The organism is Streptomyces achromogenes (genome assembly GCF_030816715.1).
Taxonomy (GTDB): domain Bacteria; phylum Actinomycetota; class Actinomycetes; order Streptomycetales; family Streptomycetaceae; genus Streptomyces; species Streptomyces achromogenes_A.
This window is the reverse complement of the sequence record NZ_JAUSYH010000001.1, coordinates 8551949-8568594: the sequence shown is the minus strand read 5'-3', so window position 1 is coordinate 8568594 and position 16646 is coordinate 8551949. Positions and strand designations below refer to the sequence as shown.

At 71.8% G+C, this 16646-nt stretch carries 17 protein-coding genes; 5 read left to right on the top strand and 12 right to left on the bottom strand.

Going from position 1 to position 16646, the window contains the following annotated elements; translation table 11 throughout:
- Nucleotides 1–4 precede the first annotated feature (4 nt).
- Nucleotides 5–1282: an MFS transporter gene (locus QF032_RS37660; RefSeq protein WP_307059612.1), complete on the bottom strand. Its 1278-nt coding sequence runs from the start codon at nucleotides 1280–1282 to the stop codon at nucleotides 5–7.
- 124 nt (nucleotides 1283–1406) lie between these two features.
- On the opposite strand from QF032_RS37660, the gene QF032_RS37655 reads away from it, so the two are divergent.
- Nucleotides 1407–1841: a VOC family protein gene (locus QF032_RS37655; RefSeq protein ID WP_307059610.1), complete on the top strand. Its 435-nt coding sequence runs from the start codon at nucleotides 1407–1409 to the stop codon at nucleotides 1839–1841.
- An 81-nt stretch (nucleotides 1842–1922) separates the two neighbouring features.
- Here QF032_RS37655 and QF032_RS37650 read toward each other — a convergent pair whose 3' ends face one another.
- Together QF032_RS37650 and QF032_RS37645 are read right to left on the bottom strand one after the other, a co-directional pair.
- Nucleotides 1923–2558 carry an RraA family protein gene (locus tag QF032_RS37650; RefSeq protein WP_307059609.1) on the bottom strand — a complete coding sequence of 212 codons (636 nt, stop codon included), beginning with the start codon at nucleotides 2556–2558 and terminating at the stop codon, nucleotides 1923–1925.
- Nucleotides 2559–2743: 185 nt separating this feature from the next.
- Nucleotides 2744–3040, bottom strand: coding sequence for a hypothetical protein (locus QF032_RS37645; protein WP_307049007.1), 297 nt, complete (start codon nucleotides 3038–3040; stop codon nucleotides 2744–2746).
- A 389-nt stretch (nucleotides 3041–3429) separates the two neighbouring features.
- On the opposite strand from QF032_RS37645, the gene QF032_RS37640 reads away from it, so the two are divergent.
- Entirely contained in the window at nucleotides 3430–3585 is a 156-nt protein-coding gene (locus tag QF032_RS37640) for a DUF6131 family protein (RefSeq protein WP_306955606.1), read from the top strand.
- A 74-nt stretch (nucleotides 3586–3659) separates the two neighbouring features.
- On the opposite strand, the gene QF032_RS37635 is transcribed toward QF032_RS37640, so the two are convergent.
- Nucleotides 3660–4850 (bottom strand): PP2C family protein-serine/threonine phosphatase, encoded by a 1191-nt coding sequence (locus QF032_RS37635; RefSeq protein WP_307059607.1) that lies wholly within the window; start codon nucleotides 4848–4850, stop codon nucleotides 3660–3662.
- Between the two features lie 140 nt (nucleotides 4851–4990).
- On the opposite strand from QF032_RS37635, the gene QF032_RS37630 reads away from it, so the two are divergent.
- On the top strand, nucleotides 4991–5344 hold the full coding sequence (locus QF032_RS37630; RefSeq protein WP_307049002.1) for a VOC family protein: 354 nt from the start codon (nucleotides 4991–4993) through the stop codon (nucleotides 5342–5344).
- Between the two features lie 114 nt (nucleotides 5345–5458).
- On the opposite strand, the gene QF032_RS37625 is transcribed toward QF032_RS37630, so the two are convergent.
- The 8 genes from QF032_RS37625 to QF032_RS37590 form a co-directional block, all read right to left on the bottom strand.
- On the bottom strand, nucleotides 5459–5983 hold the full coding sequence (locus QF032_RS37625; RefSeq protein ID WP_307059605.1) for a hypothetical protein: 525 nt from the start codon (nucleotides 5981–5983) through the stop codon (nucleotides 5459–5461).
- Between the two features lie 95 nt (nucleotides 5984–6078).
- Nucleotides 6079–6924 carry an RNA polymerase sigma factor SigF gene (locus QF032_RS37620; RefSeq protein ID WP_306955599.1) on the bottom strand — a complete coding sequence of 282 codons (846 nt, stop codon included), beginning with the start codon at nucleotides 6922–6924 and terminating at the stop codon, nucleotides 6079–6081.
- Between the two features lie 94 nt (nucleotides 6925–7018).
- Nucleotides 7019–8782 (bottom strand): thiamine pyrophosphate-dependent enzyme, encoded by a 1764-nt coding sequence (locus QF032_RS37615; RefSeq protein WP_307059603.1) that lies wholly within the window; start codon nucleotides 8780–8782, stop codon nucleotides 7019–7021.
- A 14-nt stretch (nucleotides 8783–8796) separates the two neighbouring features.
- The gene (locus tag QF032_RS37610; protein WP_307059601.1) at nucleotides 8797–10380 is read right to left on the bottom strand and encodes an FMN-binding glutamate synthase family protein; all 1584 of its coding nucleotides are present in this window, start codon (nucleotides 10378–10380) and stop codon (nucleotides 8797–8799) included.
- Between the two features lie 157 nt (nucleotides 10381–10537).
- Nucleotides 10538–10741 (bottom strand): cold-shock protein, encoded by a 204-nt coding sequence (locus QF032_RS37605; RefSeq protein WP_037751662.1) that lies wholly within the window; start codon nucleotides 10739–10741, stop codon nucleotides 10538–10540.
- 253 nt (nucleotides 10742–10994) lie between these two features.
- Entirely contained in the window at nucleotides 10995–11804 is an 810-nt protein-coding gene (locus tag QF032_RS37600) for an IclR family transcriptional regulator domain-containing protein (protein WP_307048991.1), read from the bottom strand.
- Nucleotides 11805–11825: 21 nt separating this feature from the next.
- On the bottom strand, nucleotides 11826–12599 hold the full coding sequence (locus QF032_RS37595) for a cyclase family protein (protein WP_307059599.1): 774 nt from the start codon (nucleotides 12597–12599) through the stop codon (nucleotides 11826–11828).
- Nucleotides 12600–12716: 117 nt separating this feature from the next.
- Nucleotides 12717–13190, bottom strand: coding sequence for a hypothetical protein (locus tag QF032_RS37590; RefSeq protein WP_307059597.1), 474 nt, complete (start codon nucleotides 13188–13190; stop codon nucleotides 12717–12719).
- 179 nt (nucleotides 13191–13369) lie between these two features.
- Here QF032_RS37590 and QF032_RS37585 point away from each other — a divergent pair, with 179 nt between their 5' ends.
- Both QF032_RS37585 and QF032_RS37580 read left to right on the top strand, forming a co-directional pair.
- Entirely contained in the window at nucleotides 13370–14134 is a 765-nt protein-coding gene (locus QF032_RS37585; RefSeq protein WP_307059595.1) for an IclR family transcriptional regulator, read from the top strand.
- 226 nt (nucleotides 14135–14360) lie between these two features.
- Complete coding sequence (locus QF032_RS37580; protein WP_307059593.1) at nucleotides 14361–16559, top strand: MMPL family transporter; 2199 nt, start codon at nucleotides 14361–14363, stop codon at nucleotides 16557–16559.
- Nucleotides 16560–16646 lie beyond the last annotated feature (87 nt).

Below are 16646 nucleotides of genomic sequence, written 5' to 3'. Positions count from 1 at the left end.
GCCGCTATGCCTGTTCCACCTCGCGACGGTCGTTCGTCGTCCTCGGCCGGTCGACCGGAGTCACGCGGTTGACACGGTGCACGGCCGGCACGCAGAGGTTGAGCACGGTCGCAGCGGCGATCATCGCCGCGCATGCCAGCAGCACCGTCCGCGCGTCGAAGGAGTGGACCGCAAGGGCGGTGACGAGGTAGCCGACGGGGATGGCCAGACGTTCCCCGATCCCGTTGAACGCGATCAGCCGGCCCTGTTCCGCCTGTGGCACATGCTGCTGGAACGCGGTGGTCCACGTGACGACGGCGACGTCGAGTCCGATTCCGGCCAGCAGGGCGGCCACCAGCACGAGCGGCAGCGGCAGCCCCCGGGCCATGGCCGCCAGGGGGAGCACGAGCGCACCGCCGGTGGCGACCGCGACCATGAGCAGTCGGTACGGCTTCCAGCGCAGGCATACGACGGTTCCCGCCAGCAGCCCGGAGGCGAAGGCCGCCTGGATCAGACCCCAGTCGCGCGCCCCCGCGTACTGCGACGCGGCGACGAGGGGGCCGAGAAGCTGGAAACCCGCCAGCCACGCCGCGACGAGGACGGTGCCCGCGGCCGTATAGGTCCACAACCAGGTGCGCGACCAGAAGCTCGTCCAGCCGGCCCGCAGATCCGCCAGCGCGCCGGCGGATGTGGTGAGCGGGGCGTCCAGACGCAGACCGAGCAGCAGGACGGCCGCCGCGGCGAACGTGAACGCGTCCCAGGCCAGCGCCCATGCCGCGCCGCTTGCGGCGACGACGAACCCTCCGACGACGGGGGCCAGTACCTTGACCGCGTTGGTCGGCAGTCTGAGCAACGCGTTGGCCTGTTGCAGATGCTCCGCGGGCACGATCTGCGCGACGGCGCCCTGCCCGGCCGGCCCGGTGAACGAGGCCGCGGCACCCGCCACGAAGCCGCAGGCCGCGATCGAGGCCGTCGTCGCATGCCCCGTGGCCACCGACACGGCCAGCACTCCCTGGGCGCCCGCAGCCAGCAGATTGCCGAGAAAGAGCAGCCGGCTTCGGGACAGACGGTCCGCGAAGACGCCCCCGGCCACCAGGAACACGATCATGGGGACGGTGTTCGTGGCGAGCACGAGGCCGAGGGAACCCGCTCCCCCACCCTGCTCGATCACGGAGTAGGCCAGGGCGAGGGGCGCCATCGCGGAGCCGGTCGCCGAGATGAGCTGGGCCGAGAGGAACCGCCGGAAAGGCGCGATCCCCCACGGCGTGCTGCTGGTCGTCGGTGACTCCGCGGCGGACTCCATGATCTCTCCTGTGGTGGGCGCGGTGAGCACCCTAGCCCAGCGGTCCACGGCCCGAAGTCCCCGGCGGGCGTGGGCTGATGACACTCCGTGCGAAGGCGGCCGAGCCCCCTGTTACGGTGGGCCGATGGCATCGGTCAAGGAATTCCAAGTCACCTTCGACTGCGCGAATCCCGAGCGGGTCGCCCGCTTTTGGTGCGAGGTGCTGGGGTACGTCCTGCCCGCGCCGCCCGGGGAGTTCGCCACCTGGGACGACTTCAACCGCTCACTGCCGGCCGCGGAGCGGGGTGCGTGGGCCGCGTGCGAGGACCCCTCGGGTGTCGGTCCGCGGCTGTTCTTCCAGCGTGTTCCCGAAGGCAGGGTCGTGAAGAACCGGGTGCATCTCGACGTGCGTGTCGGCACCGGGCTCGTGGGTGAGGAGCGCCTGGCCAGGCTCGAGGCGGAGTGCGCACGGCTGGTCGCGCTCGGCGCGGTACACGGACGGCTCCTGCCCGCCGACGAGGACAACGAGTCGTGCCTCCCTATGCAGGACGTCGAGGGCAACGAGTTCTGTCTCGACTGAGCCTCCTGCGGACGGCGGGGCGGGGAACCGCGGGCGGGCCGTCTGGGCGGGCGGGGCCCGGCGGGGGCGCGGATGAGCGTGTCAGCCCTCGTGGCCCTGGGCGCGCAGGATCTCCTCGATGCGGGTGCGGTGGGCCGTCTCCCACATGTCGAGGGTCTCGCCCGCCTCCTCGGCGAGCTTGGCGCGGGCCGCGGTGAGCGTGTCCTGCGTGCGGGCGAAGGGGACGATCACGATGCCTTCCTCGTCGGCGACGACGATGTCACCGGGGCGCACGGCGACTCCGGCGCAGCGCACCGGGGCGTTGAGCGGCTCGACCGCCTTCTTGCTGCCGGGGAAGGGGATCACCCCTCGGGCGAACACGGGGAAGCCCATCTCCCTGACCTCCCCCAGATCACGGATGAGCCCGTCGGCGACGAAGGCCGCCACACCCCGCCGCTGCGCGACGGCGCACACGTTGCCCCCGGCCAGCGCGTAGTCCAGGTCGCCCGACTCGACGACGATGACGGCGCCGCGTTCCGCTCGGTGGATGGCCGCGTGCAGCATGAGGTTGTCGCCCGGCGGGCATCGCACGGTGAACGCCGGCCCGGCCACGCGGGGCACCGGCGACCACAGCGGACGTATGCCCGTGCCCATGACCTGCTCGCGGCCGAGGACGTCCGCAAGGGTCGTGACCGAGATCTCCGCGAACGCGGCGGCCGCTCCTGTCGTGTCCGTCATGTGTCTCCCCCTCGTGGTGGACGGGCCCGCGCTGTCCGGGCCCGTCCGTTTCTACACGACGGGTGCCCCGTCCGTGCGGACGGGGCACCCGGGAGATCGATCTCCAGGCCTGTTCCAAGGCCCTGTCCGGTGAGCGGCGGTGACGGTGGTCCGTCGCCGTGGCAGACCACGGTGTGGCGGATCGGCTACCGGGTGACCACGTTGAACACCGGGTAGGTCCGCGGCTGCACGTCGTGGAGACCCAGTTCCTGCAGGATCGGCAGGAGGGTCTTGCCGAACTCCCGGAACGCCTCCTCCGACTCCCAGACGTCCACGACGAGCCAGCCGCCGTCCATGGGGGCGGACGTGTGCGAGATGAGCCCGGCCACCGGCCAGTCGGCGGGGCTCCTGACCGGGCCGGGGCGGCCGGCCACCTTGTCCGCGCTCTGCTCGTACTGGGCCTGGGTCATCCCCGGCATCTCGAGAACCACGACGATGGCCATGCTGACGTCCCTTGCGGTGAGGCGACGAGGTGCGAAGTCCTCCGCCCAGTTGACCAGCCTGCCGGACCGCCCGCCTGCGGGCTGGGCCGGACAGGTTACGCGGGGCCGCCCGGCTCAGCCTGTGGCGCCCGGCCCTCCACCAGCCGCCGGGTCCCCTCACCCGGCCGCCGCCGGCCGACCGGCCCCGGCGGAGAACCGGGCGGTCGGCCGATTCGACCGCGCCGGTCCCGTTCACGGCCCGGCGAAAGCGGGTACTCGGAGCCGGCCTCCCCATCGGACACGGGCAGGGCGATCGCCACCGTTCGTCACCCCCGGAAACCCCCGTTCCTCACTCGTCACAAGCCCCGCCGCTCGCGGCTCGGCAGCCAACCGCTCCCCAAGGGGAAGCCATGATCATCCTGGGTGTCATCCTGCTCGTCATCGGTCTCGTCGCCGGCATCGCCTTCCTGTGGACCATCGGAGTCATCCTGGTCGTCGTGGGAGCGGTGCTGTGGGTTCTCGGCGCGATGGGACACGCCGTCGCCGGGCGGCGTCACTACTGGTGACCCGGGACCTCGGGGACGCGCCGCACGCCGCTCCCCTCGGTTTACCGCACGCAAGGAGAGGCCCGCTGTGGGCATCACCGCGGGCCGGGTCTCTCCTCGGCCTGTCTGCGCCGACTGCCGTGCCAGTCCAGTATCAGCACCGTGGCGTCGTCCCTGAGGTTGCCGTGGCAGGCCTCGAGCACCGCGGCGGTCAGGCGCCGGACTGCTTCCCGTGGGTGCAGGTCGCGGGTCTCGTGGACGATCGAGGTCAGGTCGGCGGCCGCGGCGCCGCGCTCCTGCATGCCGTCGGTGAGCAGGACCAAGCGGTCCCCGGGAAGCAGGTGTAGCTCTTGGAGGCGGTAGGAGGTGGGCGCGGCCACACCGAACGGCAGGTTGACGGCGAGTTTCAGCTCTTCGACGGTGCCGTCGCGCAGCAGCAGCGGCCGGGGATGGCCGGCGTTGACCAGCTCGCACAGTCCGGTGTCGAGTTCGACGCACAGCAGCTGTCCGGTGGCCAGACCGCGGCTGTGGCTCAGCAGGGCCTGATGCGCGTGGTTGGCCTGTTTCAGCGCGTCACAGCCGCTGCGGCGCGCCCGTCGCAGCGCGCCGATGAGCAAGGTGGCCAGCAGAGCCGAGTTCGTGTCGTGGCCCATGGCGTCGGTGATGGACAGGTGGAGGGTGTCGCGGTCGAGCGTGTAGTCGTAGGTGTCGCCACCGATGTCGTCGGCCGGGACCAGCCCGGCGGCGAGGGTGAACTGCTCCGCCTCGCAGCAGGGGGCGGAGGGCAGCAGCTGGTGCTGGATCTCCGCGGCCAGGCTCGTCTCGGTGGTGCGCCGGCCCAGGTGGTAGAGATCGGTGAAGCGGCGGTCCGTGACGATGATGTAGGCCAGCGCGTGGGCCGCGTCGCGCACCTGCCGGAGCACGGTGTCGTCGACGGACTGCAGCGTCACCTCCAGGACGCCGATGCAGTCGCCGCGGTTGGTGACCGGCGTGATGACCCGCCGTCCGTCCTGCCCGGCCGGTTCCACATGCTGGCGTTGGCTGCGCAGAACACTGTCGTAGACGCTGCCCAGCAGGTCCGTCGGCTCGTCGTGGTCCGCGACGTCGGCATCGGCCGCGGCGAGGCGCACCAGCCGCTGGCCGACCAGGTCGACGAACAGGAAGGACACCCGCTCCGCTCCGAACCGCTTCTGCAGGTCGTGCGCCACCACGTCCACGGACTCACCGGGCGGCGCCGCCTCCGCAGCGGCCAGCAATTCGCCCAGTTCAAGATCTCCACCCTCCACAGCAACCTCCCATCGGCTGCCGCATCTTCTTCCCCGGATCTCCGCAACGTCACCTGCTGCGCCTCTTCCCGCCTGGTCAAGACGGCAGGCCGGGCCCGTGCGACAGCCCCCGTTCCCCGAATCCTGGCAGGATGGCGGCCATGGAACGTGTGCTGGGAATCGGTGGATATTTCCTGCGGGCCGCAGACCCCGCGGCCTTGGGTGCGTGGTACCGCGAATGTCTGGGTCTGGACGCCGACGAGCACGGTCTGTGGCGTCAGCAGAGCGGTCCGACGGTGTTCGCGACGTTCGACTCCGGGACCGACTACTTCGGGTCCCGCACCCAGCAGTCCATGCTGAACTTCCGGGTGCGCGACCTCGACGCGATGCTCGCGCAGCTGCGTGCCCTGGGAGCGGACGTGACCGAGGAGACGCAGGACATGGAGGGGGTCGGCCGGTTCGGCTGGGTGGTCGATCCCGAGGGCAATCGGGTCGAGCTGTGGCAGCCTGCCTGACCGGGCCGCGAGGCGCGGCGAGTTGATCCGTGCGTAGGGTTCCCTCTTCGCGCGCCAGGCAGAACGCCTGAGCGGCCCGCGTCCGCACGCACACGGGCGGCCCGGGCTCCCGGCTCACGGCGTTCCGGGCCCCGGCCGGACCGTTCGCAGGCGTGGGGCCTCGTCGTCGGGGGCGTCCGGGGAGGGGAAGTGGAACGGCACCCCCAGGAGGTCGGCCAGGGCCCGGCCCGCCGCGGCGGCTGCCGCGCCCGGAGCGGGCCCGCCACGGCGGTGGTGGACGATGGCCAGATCGGCTTCCCCGCGCGGGTCGTCGTCCAGGACCGCGACCAGCACCACGAACCAGTCGTGGACGGTGTCGCCGTCCCACAGGGCCTCGACCGCCACCACCCGGCCCGGCAGCGACGCGGCGCGGGCAGCGAGTGAAGGGGTGTCGAGTGGATCGGGTGACCGGTACCGCACGCGGTCGCCGAGGGCCGCGTAGCGCGCGTGGACGACCTTCTCCGCCTCCCGCAGATCCAGTTCCAGCGGTCGCAGGGCCTCCCGGACGACCTTGATCGCCATCACCCGGCGATCGCGCAGCACCTCGGCGTCGACCTCCCGGCGGGTCCCTTCCTCCAGATAGGCCCACCAGCCGCTCATCGGGCCACCGGGCCGGATCCTCTGCCGTGCCTCATGGGCCGAACGATACGGCAGCACTCCGCCGGCGAGTCGTCCCGGTGCGAGGTCCGTTGCCGTCAGGCGGTGCTGAGCATGCCTTCCCGCAGGCGGGCCAGGAGACGGGAGATCAGCCGGGAGACGTGCATCTGGGAGACGCCGAGGCGTTCGCCGATCTGGGCCTGGGTGAGCTCCTCGACGAACCGCCAGTGGATGATCCTGCGGTCGCGTTCGTCGAGTTCGGCGATCATCGGGGCGAGCGCGTGGAAGTCCTCGATCAGGCCCAGGGCGGCGTCCTCGTCGCCGATGAAGTCCGCCAGCGCCGCCTCGCCGTCCTCGCTGCCGTTGATCGCCGCGTCGAGGGAGGCCGACGTGTAGCCGTTGGAGGCCAGTTGGGCCTCGACGACCTCGTCCTCGGGCAGGCTCATCAGCTCGGCGAGCTCCTTGGTGGTGGGCGTACGACCGAGGCGGCTGCGCAGTTCCTCCTTGGCGCGGGCGAGTTGGACGCGGGCCTCCTGCAGCCGGCGCGGCACATGGACGGCCCACGTGGTGTCCCGGAAGAACCGCTTGATCTCACCCACGATGTACGGCACCGCGAACGAGGTGAACTCGACCTCACGGGTCAGCTCGAACCGGTCGATCGCCTTGATCAGACCGATCATGCCGACCTGGACGATGTCCTCCATCTCCTCCGGCCCCCGACTGCGGAACCGGCCGGCCGCGAACCGGACCAGAGACATGTTCATCTCGATCAGCGTGTTCCGCGCGTACTGGTACTCCGGCGTCCCCTCCTCCAGCACCGCGAGCTGGTCGAAGAACAACTTCGACAACTTCCGCGCGTCCCTCGGCGCGACCTTGGAAGGGTCTGCGATCTCCGGTACGTCCACCGTCTGTCCAGCGGTCTGCACGGTCGTCGTCGCCGGCATGTGCCCTCCCCATCGATCGGTTTCCGGTCGCCGGTCCGTCGTCCGGCACTGACGCGTGTACCCCCGACGTCGACCGGCATTCCTGTTACTTCCGTCAGTTGCCGCCCGGCTCCCCGTGACTTCGTACGACTTCCTTCACCTTGGCGACCGCGAACCCCCAACCCTGTTCGACCGTCGGCTTGGCCGGCACCGCGATCTCGTCGGGATTGGTGAGGACGTCCAGAAGGACCGGTCCCGGACTGTGGAAGGCACGCCGTACGGCGCCGTCCAGGTCGGCCGGGTCGGTCACCCGGATGCCGGTGATGCCCATGGCTTCCGCCACGGCGGCGAAGTCCGGGTTGTCGAGCACGGTGCCGAACTCGGGCAGACCGGCCTGTTCCTGTTCGAGTTTCACCATGCCCAGCCGGCGGTTGTCGAAGACGACGAGTTTGACGGGAAGGCGATACGTCTTCAGGGTCATCAGATCGCCGAGCAGCATGCTGAGTCCGCCGTCGCCGCAGAACGCCACCACCTGGCGCTCACGGTCCAGGCACTGGGCGCCGAGCGCCTGGGGCATGGCGTTGGCCATCGAGCCGAGGTTGTAGGAGCCGATGAGGCGTCGTCCGCCGCGCATCTCGACGAAGCGCGAGAGCCACACCGTGGCCATGCCGGTGTCGGAGGTGAAGACGGCGTCGTCGGCGGCGATCCGGTCGACCGCGGCGGCCAGCGCCTCGGGGCGGATGTCGTGGGCACGGTTGTCCAGCGCGGACCGGACGCGTCCGAGGACACCCTTGTCGTGGGACGGGTCGGCGAGCCGGGCCTGCCCCGCGCGCCAGTGGTCGAAGCGTTCGCGCGCCTTCTCCAGATGCGAGCGCTCGCGTGCTCCGTCCGACCCGGCGGGCGCGGCGGTGAGGTGGTCCAGGAGGTCGCGCACACCGGCGCCGGTGTCCCCCACGAGTCCGACGTCGACCGGTACGCGGCGTCCGATGTGCGTGGCCTCGGTGTCGATCTGGACGACGGTCCGGCCCTCGGGATACCAGTCCCGGTAGGGGAAGTCCGTGCCGAGCAGCAGGAGTGTGTCCGCGTCCTGGAGGGCCGCCGCGGCTGCGGGATTGCCGATCAGTCCCGTCTGGCCGACCTGGAAGGGGTTGTCGTCGCCCTCGAAGCCCGCCTTGGCCTTCAGGGTGAGCACCATGGGCGCGGCCAGCCGGTCGGCGAGGGTGAGGACGTCTTCGCGGGCGGCCCGGGCGCCTTCGCCGACGAGGAGGGTGACCCGTTCGGAGCGGTCGAGGAGTTCGGCGGCGCGGCGCACGGCCGCCGCGTCGGGGCGGCTCACCGGAGCGTTCAGGGAGAAGCGGGCCGGCCGGTCGGAGGGCAGCTGCTGCTCGCCCAGGTCTCCCGGCACGGTGAGGACGGCGACGCCCTTGCGGCCGAGTGCGTGACGCACCGCCGTCTCCAGCATCCGGGGAAGCTGGTCGGGGGAGGTGATGGTCGCGCGGAAGACGGCCACGTCGCTGAAGAGGGCGTCGTTGTCGACTTCCTGGAAGTAGTCGCTGCCGAGTTCGGCGAGCGGTACCTGACCGGCGATCGCCAGGACCGGCGCGTGACTCTTCGCCGCGTCGTACAGCCCGTTGAGGAGGTGGACGGAGCCGGGTCCGACCGTGCCCATGCACACGCCGAGCGTGCCGGTGAGCTGTGACTGGGCGCTCGCGGCGAACGCGGCCGCCTCCTCGTGGCGGCAGCCGACCCACTCGAGGCCGTCGGTGGTGCGGATGGTGTCGGTGAGGGGGTTGAGGGCGTCTCCCACGACGCCGAACACCTGGCGCACGCCGAGCTCGCTCAGCGCGTCGACGATGACGCGGGCAACGGTACGGGTCATGTGGGTCCTCCGGTTCAGACGGTGAAGCGGTCGGGGTCGGCGGCCCGCCAGTCGGCCGCCCAGGAGTCGGGCGGTTCGGCGAGGAGCTGCCCGGGCGCAAGCCACTCGTACAACTCCTCGTAGGAGCGCTCGGTGCAGGGGTCGACGCGCCGACGGAGCATGTGGGGGCGCAGTTGCGCGGGGTCGGTGACCCCCATGGACGCCATGATCTGCAGCGCGCCGGCCACGGTCGCCTCCTGGAAGCGCCGCACGCGCGCCGTCTTGTCGGGGACGTCGAGGGCTCGGGCGCGGCGGGGGTCCTGGGTGGTGACGCCGGTGGGGCAGGTGTTGGTGTGGCATCGCTGGGCCTGGATGCAGCCGACGGCGAACATCATCGCGCGGGCGGCGTTGCCGTAGTCGGCGCCCTGCACCAGGCGTTTGACCAGGTCGGCGCCGGTGGCGATCTTGCCGCTCGCTCCGATCCGCACCTGGTCGCGCAGGCCCGCGCCGACGAGGGCGTTGTGCACGGTGAGCAGGCCTTCGGTGAGCGGTGTGCCCACGTGGTCGGCGAACTCCAGCGGCGCCGCGCCGGTGCCGCCCTCGGCGCCGTCCACCACGATGAAGTCGGGCGCCGTGCCCTCCTCCAGCATGGCCTTGCAGACGGCCAGGAACTGCCGGCGGGAGCCCACGCACAGCTTGAAGCCGGCCGGCTTGCCGCCGGACAACTCGCGCATGCGGGCGATGAAGCGCACGAGTTCACGGGGCGTGGAGAACACCCGGTGGTACGGCGGTGAGACGACCGTCCGTCCCTCGGGCACGTCCCGGACCCGGGCGATCTCGGCGTTCACCTTGGCTCCCGGCAGGACTCCGCCGATGCCGGGCTTCGCGCCCTGCGACAGTTTCAGCGAGACGCACTTGACGTGGTCGTGCGCGGCCTTGTCGGCGAACTCGGCGGCGTCGAAGTCACCCTTCTCGGTTCGGCAGCCGAAGTAGCCGGTGCCGATCTCCCAGACGAGGTCGCCTCCCGGGCGGAGGTGGTGTGCGGAGAGTCCGCCCTCACCGGTGTCGTGGGCGAAGCCCCCGGCGGCTGCGCCCCCGTTTAGTGCGAGGACCGCGTTCGCGGACAGTGAGCCGAAGCTCATCGCCGAGACGTTCAGCAGTGCCATGTCGTAGGGCCGGCCGCAGTGTGGACCACCGATCCGCACGCGTGGCGGGGTCTCCGGCACCGGGCACGGGGTCATCGACGGGACCAGGAACTCGTGACCGGGCTGGTACACGTCCCGTTCGGTGCCGAACGGCTCCTCCGCGTCGGTGCCCTTGGCGCGCTCGTAGACGATGCTGCGCACGTCCCGGTCGAAGGGGCGTCCGTCGTAGTTCCGCTCGATGAAGTACTGCTGCAACTCCGGGCGGATGCGCTCCAGGAGGAAGCGGGCGTGGCCGAGGACGGGGTAGTTGCGCAGCACCGAGTGCCGGCGCTGCAGCAGGTCCCGGGCTCCCAGCGCACCCACCAGGGTGAGCGGTAGGGCGGCGAACCACCAGGCGGGCGAGACCCCGACCGCCGCGGCCACGGCTCCGAGGGCGGTCAACAGGGTCAGAACGACGATTCCCACGCGTATCACACCAGGCGCATTGCCCGGATGTCGCCCGTCATGCGCGACAGCCGCGCACGGGACGATCTCCGTCGCGGCCGGAACGGGTGGGTCGGTGATCGGGGGCCGGACATGCCATCAGGTCCCGGAGCAGGAAGCGCTCCGGGACCTGATGGCCGTGCGAGGGTCAGGCGGGGGTGATGTTCTCCGCCTGCGGGCCCTTCTGGCCCTGGGTGATGTCGAAGGTGACCGCCTGGCCTTCCTGGAGCTCACGGAAGCCGGAGGCGTTGATGTTGGAGTAGTGGGCGAAGACGTCCGGTCCGCCGCCGTCCTGGGCGATGAAGCCGAAGCCCTTTTCGGCGTTGAACCACTTCACAGTTCCGCTGGCCATGCTGGTGCCTTCCAGTCAATGTCGGGCACCGCACCGCGCGGCCCCGGAGGTGATCGCCTTGGTCCGGCACTGCACAGCAAAACGCCCGCGCGCAGCGCGGGCAGGTACTGCCAACCACGACATCTGGGAGCGACGCTACACGGTGACAGCGGCCGCCACCAGAGAGCAACGGCCATGATCCGTCGTCAAGTTCTGCGATTCTCCGGGCTCCGGGCTCCTCGCCGGCCCGGCTCACGGGCCGCGGCGCCCGTGGTCACCGCGGTGTGTCGTCACCCGTGACGCTTCGCGCGAGTGCCTCGGCGACGGCGGTGAGGTCGGTGCGGATCCTGCGCTCGTGCGGCAGCAGGTCCCGCTGCCTGCCGACGACCGACACGACGGCCCGGATGTGGGCGTTCCCGTCGCGCACGGGTACGGCGTACTCGGTCACGCCGTGTTCGAACTCACCGTGCGCCGCGACGACGCCGCGCCGGCGGTCGCGGTCGTTGGCGGCGGCGACCTCCTCGGCGGAGTGGGCCGCGTTCGGGCCGCCGACGCCGATCAGTTCGTAGTCGTCGAGCAGCGCGGTGATGTCCTCGGCGGTGTGGTCGAGGAGGAGGGCGCGGCCGGCGCCGGTGCACCAGCACGGGGTGACGAGAGCCGTCCGGCTCTGCCACTCCTGGGACGCGCCCGCGGCGGATTCGGCGCGCAGCAGCCGGACCTGGACGCCGTCACGGACGGAGAGCCGGGCGCCGGCGCCGTGCTCGACGGCGAGGCGGCGCAGGAGGGGGCGGCTGCGGCGGAGCAGGCCGGGGTGCAGGGACGCGGCGGTGGCGAAGAACGCGTCCCCGGCGCGCAGCGTCGAGTCGTCGAGGCGTGCGAGGAAGCCCTTGTCGCACAGATCCTGCGTGGTGCGTGACGCCTTGCTGCGCTCGACGCCGACCTCGTCGGCGAGCCTGCTGACGTTGAAGCCGGTACGGCCGGACGCTTCGCGGTCCAGGACGGTGTTGACCATGCGCAGGGCCATCCGCAGCGAGGCGGCCGTTCCCGGGCCCTGCTGTCGGGGTGCGGGACCGTTCGTCGTCACCTTCGCACCCTACAACCGCTTTCAGCCTTCCTGGTGCAGGGCGAAGACCCGGGCCGGGAAGCCGGAGCCGCCCCGCGGTTTGGGCCAGGTGGCGACGATCAGCGCGCCCGCCTCCGGCACCCGGTCGAGGTGGGCCATCAGCTCGATCTGCCACCGGTCCCGTTGCAGGACGTACCGCTCCAGGCTGAAGTCGCCCGCGGAGGTGGCCAGTCCGGGGTCGGTGTCGGTCTGCTCGTGCCCGATCGCGGTGACGCGGGCCTCCTCGAAGAGGTGGCGCAGCACCTCGGCGGACCAGCCCGGGTAGTGGCTCACACCCGCCTCGTCCTTGTTGGCCATGGCGGCCGGGTCCGGCCAGCGGCGGCCCCAGCCGGTGCGCAGCGCGACGAACGCCCCTTCCGGGACGCGGCCGTGGCGGGCCTCCCAGGCCGCCACGTCGTCCAGGGTCGGTACGGCGTCCGGGTCCGCCGAGACGCGCTCGGTGATGTCGAGGACGACGAGCGGCAGGATCATCTCGTCGACGGGTATGTCGTCCAGGGACCGTGCGCCGGCCACGAAGTGGACGGGCGGGTCGACGTGGGTGCCCCACTGCCCGACGATCGTGTACAGGTGCACGGTGAAGCCGTCGCCGCGGGACATGTCGAAGGGCGTCTCCCGCTGCTCGTCCGGGAAGGCGGGGAAGTGCGGCTGACCGGGGTGGAAGGCGTGGGTGAGGTCGGTGCGGACCGTCTTGCCGATCAGTTCCCGGTGCAGGGCCCACAGCGGCGGTTCGACGGCGGCGTTGGTGTGCTGCGTCATGCGTGCTCGTCCTCTTTCTCGGCGATGTCCGACGGTCCGGCCGGGCTCGACCGGCTCGGCGGGTCCGGCCGGACGGGTGACCGCGCGTGCCTGGGCGGTGATGGTGACGGTGACGGGTCAGGCGCGGGAGACGAGGTCCAGCGGGGCGGAGAGCTCGATCACCGGGATCTCCCAGGGGTGGGCGTCGGTGAGGCGGGCGAGGACGCGCGCCAGGTCGTCGTCGGTCGTCGCGGCGTCGACGTAGGTGGTGACGGCGAGCGTCGGGGACAGGAACCTGCCGCCGACCGAGCCGAGCGCGGGGCGGGCGCCGGGCCGGACGGTGAACCCCTCGGCGCCGAACGCCACCTCGAAGACGTCGCCGTAGGCGCCGAAGTCACCGAGTTCAGGCGAGGTCTCCAGGATCCGCAGCAGCGCGGCGAAGGAATCGTCGGCGCGCAGCGTCCCGAGGTCGCCCTCCGCGCAGGCGGTCAGCGTCGCCGTCGCGACCGGCCAGTACACCTTGATCGTCCGTACCGTCCGGCGGCGGACGGACGTCCGGGCGGTCTCCCGGTCCGGTCCGGCGGCGTGCGGCGTGATCGTCGTGGTGGCCATGAACGTCCTCCCTCGGCTTCGGCGGCGGCTGATGCAAGGATAGTAGGCGTGCATTAATTGCACGACAAGATGCAGATACCGCACACATCATGATCGACTGGGGGCGGCGGTACAGTGCGGACCGACGATCACGGGGACGACGCTCCGCGCGGGCGCGCGTCGGCAGGGCGGAGGAGCACGTGGACTCGAGCGTGACGAAGGGGCTCGACGCCCTGGCCGCGCTGGCCCGCGCCACGGACGACGGAGGGCGGCACGGCCCCGCCGTGACCGTCTCGGAGCTGGCCCGTCGGATGGACCGCGACCGCAGCCAGCTGTCCCGCATGCTCACCGCCATGACGGCGGAGGAGTTCGCCGTCCGCGACGACGTCTCGGGCGGCTTCGCACCGCATTGGCGGCTCTACGCGACGGCGCGCGACCTCACGGCCCACCGCCTGCGCACGGACGGTCTCACCGCCCTGGAGGGCATGGCCGCCGAGACCGGTGAGAGCTGCTACCTCGGGGTCCTGGTGGGCGACACCACCGTCACCGTCGCCGAGCGGGTGCCCCCCGGCAGCCGCCAGCTCGGCTCGTGGATCGGCCGCCCCTTCCCGGCCTACTGCAGCGACTGCGGCCAGGCCCTGCTGAGCGACGCCGACGACGAGGAGGTGGCCGCGGTCTTCGCCCGCACGGAGTTCGTCCGCCACGGCCCCAACACGCCGACCGGCCTGGACGACTTCCTCAGCCGGCTGGAGGCGACGCGCCGACGCGGCTACTCCATCGTCGACGAGGAGGCCGAACCCCTTCTGTACTCCGTCGCCGTCCCGGTCCGAGACTTCGGCGACGAGGTCGTCGCCGCCGTCCAGGTCGTCGGACCGCGGCGACGCCTCCAGCCGAGGACCGAGGAGTGCGTGACAGCGGCCCTGCGCTGGGCGGGCCACCTGGAGACGGCCCTGCGCGGGGCCTGAACGCACCCCCACGCGCGGCGCACGTCCCGCAGCGGCGCAGGTCCCGCACGTCGCGGGCTCCCGCTCGACCGGGGAACGCACGCCTGCACCCACCCCGTCTACTGCGCTCGCAGCAGACGCAAGTGTCTACGAACGGCCAACGACGGGAGAGCGCGGAACTGCGAGCGTGAGGGTGGGCCGAGATCGCCGGCCCGATCGTGTGACGCTCCGCTCGAAAGGCTCGTCGATGTCCCCTCTTGCCCGCTGGTGCCATCGGCACCGGCTCGCCGTGGTCCTGGCCTGGGTGGGCCTGCTGGTCGCCCTGGGAGCCGGGGTCGGTGCGGCCGGCAGCGCGTTCGGCAACAGCCCCACCTCACAGGACACCGACTCGGCGAAGGCGACGGCCCTGCTGCAACAGGCAGCCAACAGCGCGGCGGGCAAGAGCGGACGGGTGGTCTGGCAGTTGAGCGGCGGCGGCCGGGTCACCGAGCCCGCCACCGAGCAGACCATGACCGACACGCTGAAGGAGATCGCCGACGCGCCGGGCGTCGCCTCGGTGAGCAGCCCCTACACGCCGGTCGGCAAGGGGCAGATCAGCAGGGACGGCAGGACCGCCTACGCAACGGTCGCCTTCGACCAGGAGGTGGCCGACGCCCAGATCGACCACGTGAAGGACCTCGCCGCCGAGCCGGCCTCGGGGAGCCTGCACATCGCGCTCAACGGGCAGGCGTTCACCGTCAACCCGAAGCCGAACCCGGTCGCCGACGCCATGGGCATCATCCTCGCCTTCATCGTGCTGCTGTTCGTCTTCAGGGCGGTGTGGGTGGCGGCGCTGCCCATCATCACGGCCGTCGTGGGCGTCGGCACCTCCGCGGTGGCGGTGATCCTGCTCAGCCACGTCATCACCCTCTCCGACACCACACTGACCCTCGGCTCGCTGATCGGCCTCGGCGTGGGCATCGACTACGCCCTGTTCATCGTCAACCGGCACCGCGCCAACCTGACGGCGGGCATGACCGTCCCCGAGTCGATCGCCAAGTCGCTCGACACGTCGGGCCGCGCCGTGCTGTTCGCCGGTCTGACCGTCGTCGTCGCGCTGCTCGGCATGCTCACCCTGAACGTCGGCATCATCAACGGCATGGCCATCGGCGCCGCCGTCACCGTCGTCCTGACCGTGCTGGCCGCCGTCACCCTGCTGCCCGCACTGCTCGGCATGATCGGACTGCGCGTCCTCGGCCGCGGGGAACGCCGGGGACTCACCGGGGAGGCACGGCGGCGGTCCTCCCGGCGGCCGGGTCTGTGGGCCCGGTGGGCCGAGCAGGTCCAGGCCCGACCCAGGACGCTGGCCCTGGTCGCCCTCGCCGTGCTGGTAGCGCTCGCCTTCCCCACGCTTTCGCTGCGCCTCGGCGCGTCCGACGACGGCAACCTCCCGACCGCCTCGACGAACCGCCAGGCCTACGACATGATCGCGGAAGGGTTCGGGCCGGGCTTCAACGGGCCGCTCGTCCTCGCCGTGCAGACCTCCGACGCCGCCGACAAGGCGGCCGCGGCGAAGCTGGTCACCGCGCTCGAGAAGGCCGACGGCGTCGCCAGTGCCTCCGCGGCCCCGATGCGGGAGGGGCAGAGGGTCGGGGTGATCTCCGTCGTCCCGACCACCTCGCCCCAGTCCGCGGCCACCTCCGACCTGATCCACCGTCTGCGCGACAAGGTGATCCCGCCGGCCGAGCGGGGCACGTCCATGAAGGTCTACGTGGGCGGTGTCACCGCGAGCAACGACGACTTCGCCTCGGTGCTGATGTCCAAACTCCCGCTGTTCGTGCTGGTGATCGCCGCACTCGGCTTCCTGCTGCTGACGATCGCCTTCCGCAGCCTGCTCATCCCTGCCGTGGGCGCGGTGCTCAACATCCTCAGCATCGGGGTGGCCTTCGGCGCGATCGTCGTGGTCTTCCAGTACGGCTTCGGCGCGGGGGCCCTCGGCCTCGGTGCGGGCGGACCGATCGAGTCGTTCGTGCCGATCCTGGTCGTCGGCATCATGTTCGGCCTGTCGATGGACTACCAGGTCTTCCTGGTCAGCCGGATGCGCGAGGAATGGGCCCACACCGGCGACAGCCGCCGGGCGGTCCGGGTCGGCCAAGCCGAGACCGGCAAGGTGATCGCCGTCGCCGCCACCATCATGGTCTGCGTCTTCGGCTCCTTCGTCTTCGGCGGCATGCGGGTCATCGCCGAGTTCGGCGTCAGCCTCGCGGTGGCCGTCGCCGTCGACGCCCTGCTGATCCGCATGGTCCTCGTGCCCGCGCTCATGCACCTGTGCGGACGCGCCAACTGGTGGCTGCCCCGCCGCCTGGACAGGGCCCTCCCCCACGTGTCCGTCGAAGGCCCCGCGGACGAGCCGGCGCGGGAGCCGCTCCCGGTGCGCGAGCCGCAGACCGCGGGCGTGGCCGAATAAGGCCGTCCGACACGGCGGACCGACGGACCGACGGACCGACGGACCGACGACGAACGCGCGGGCCGGCCGGGCGGGCGGGGCGACCCG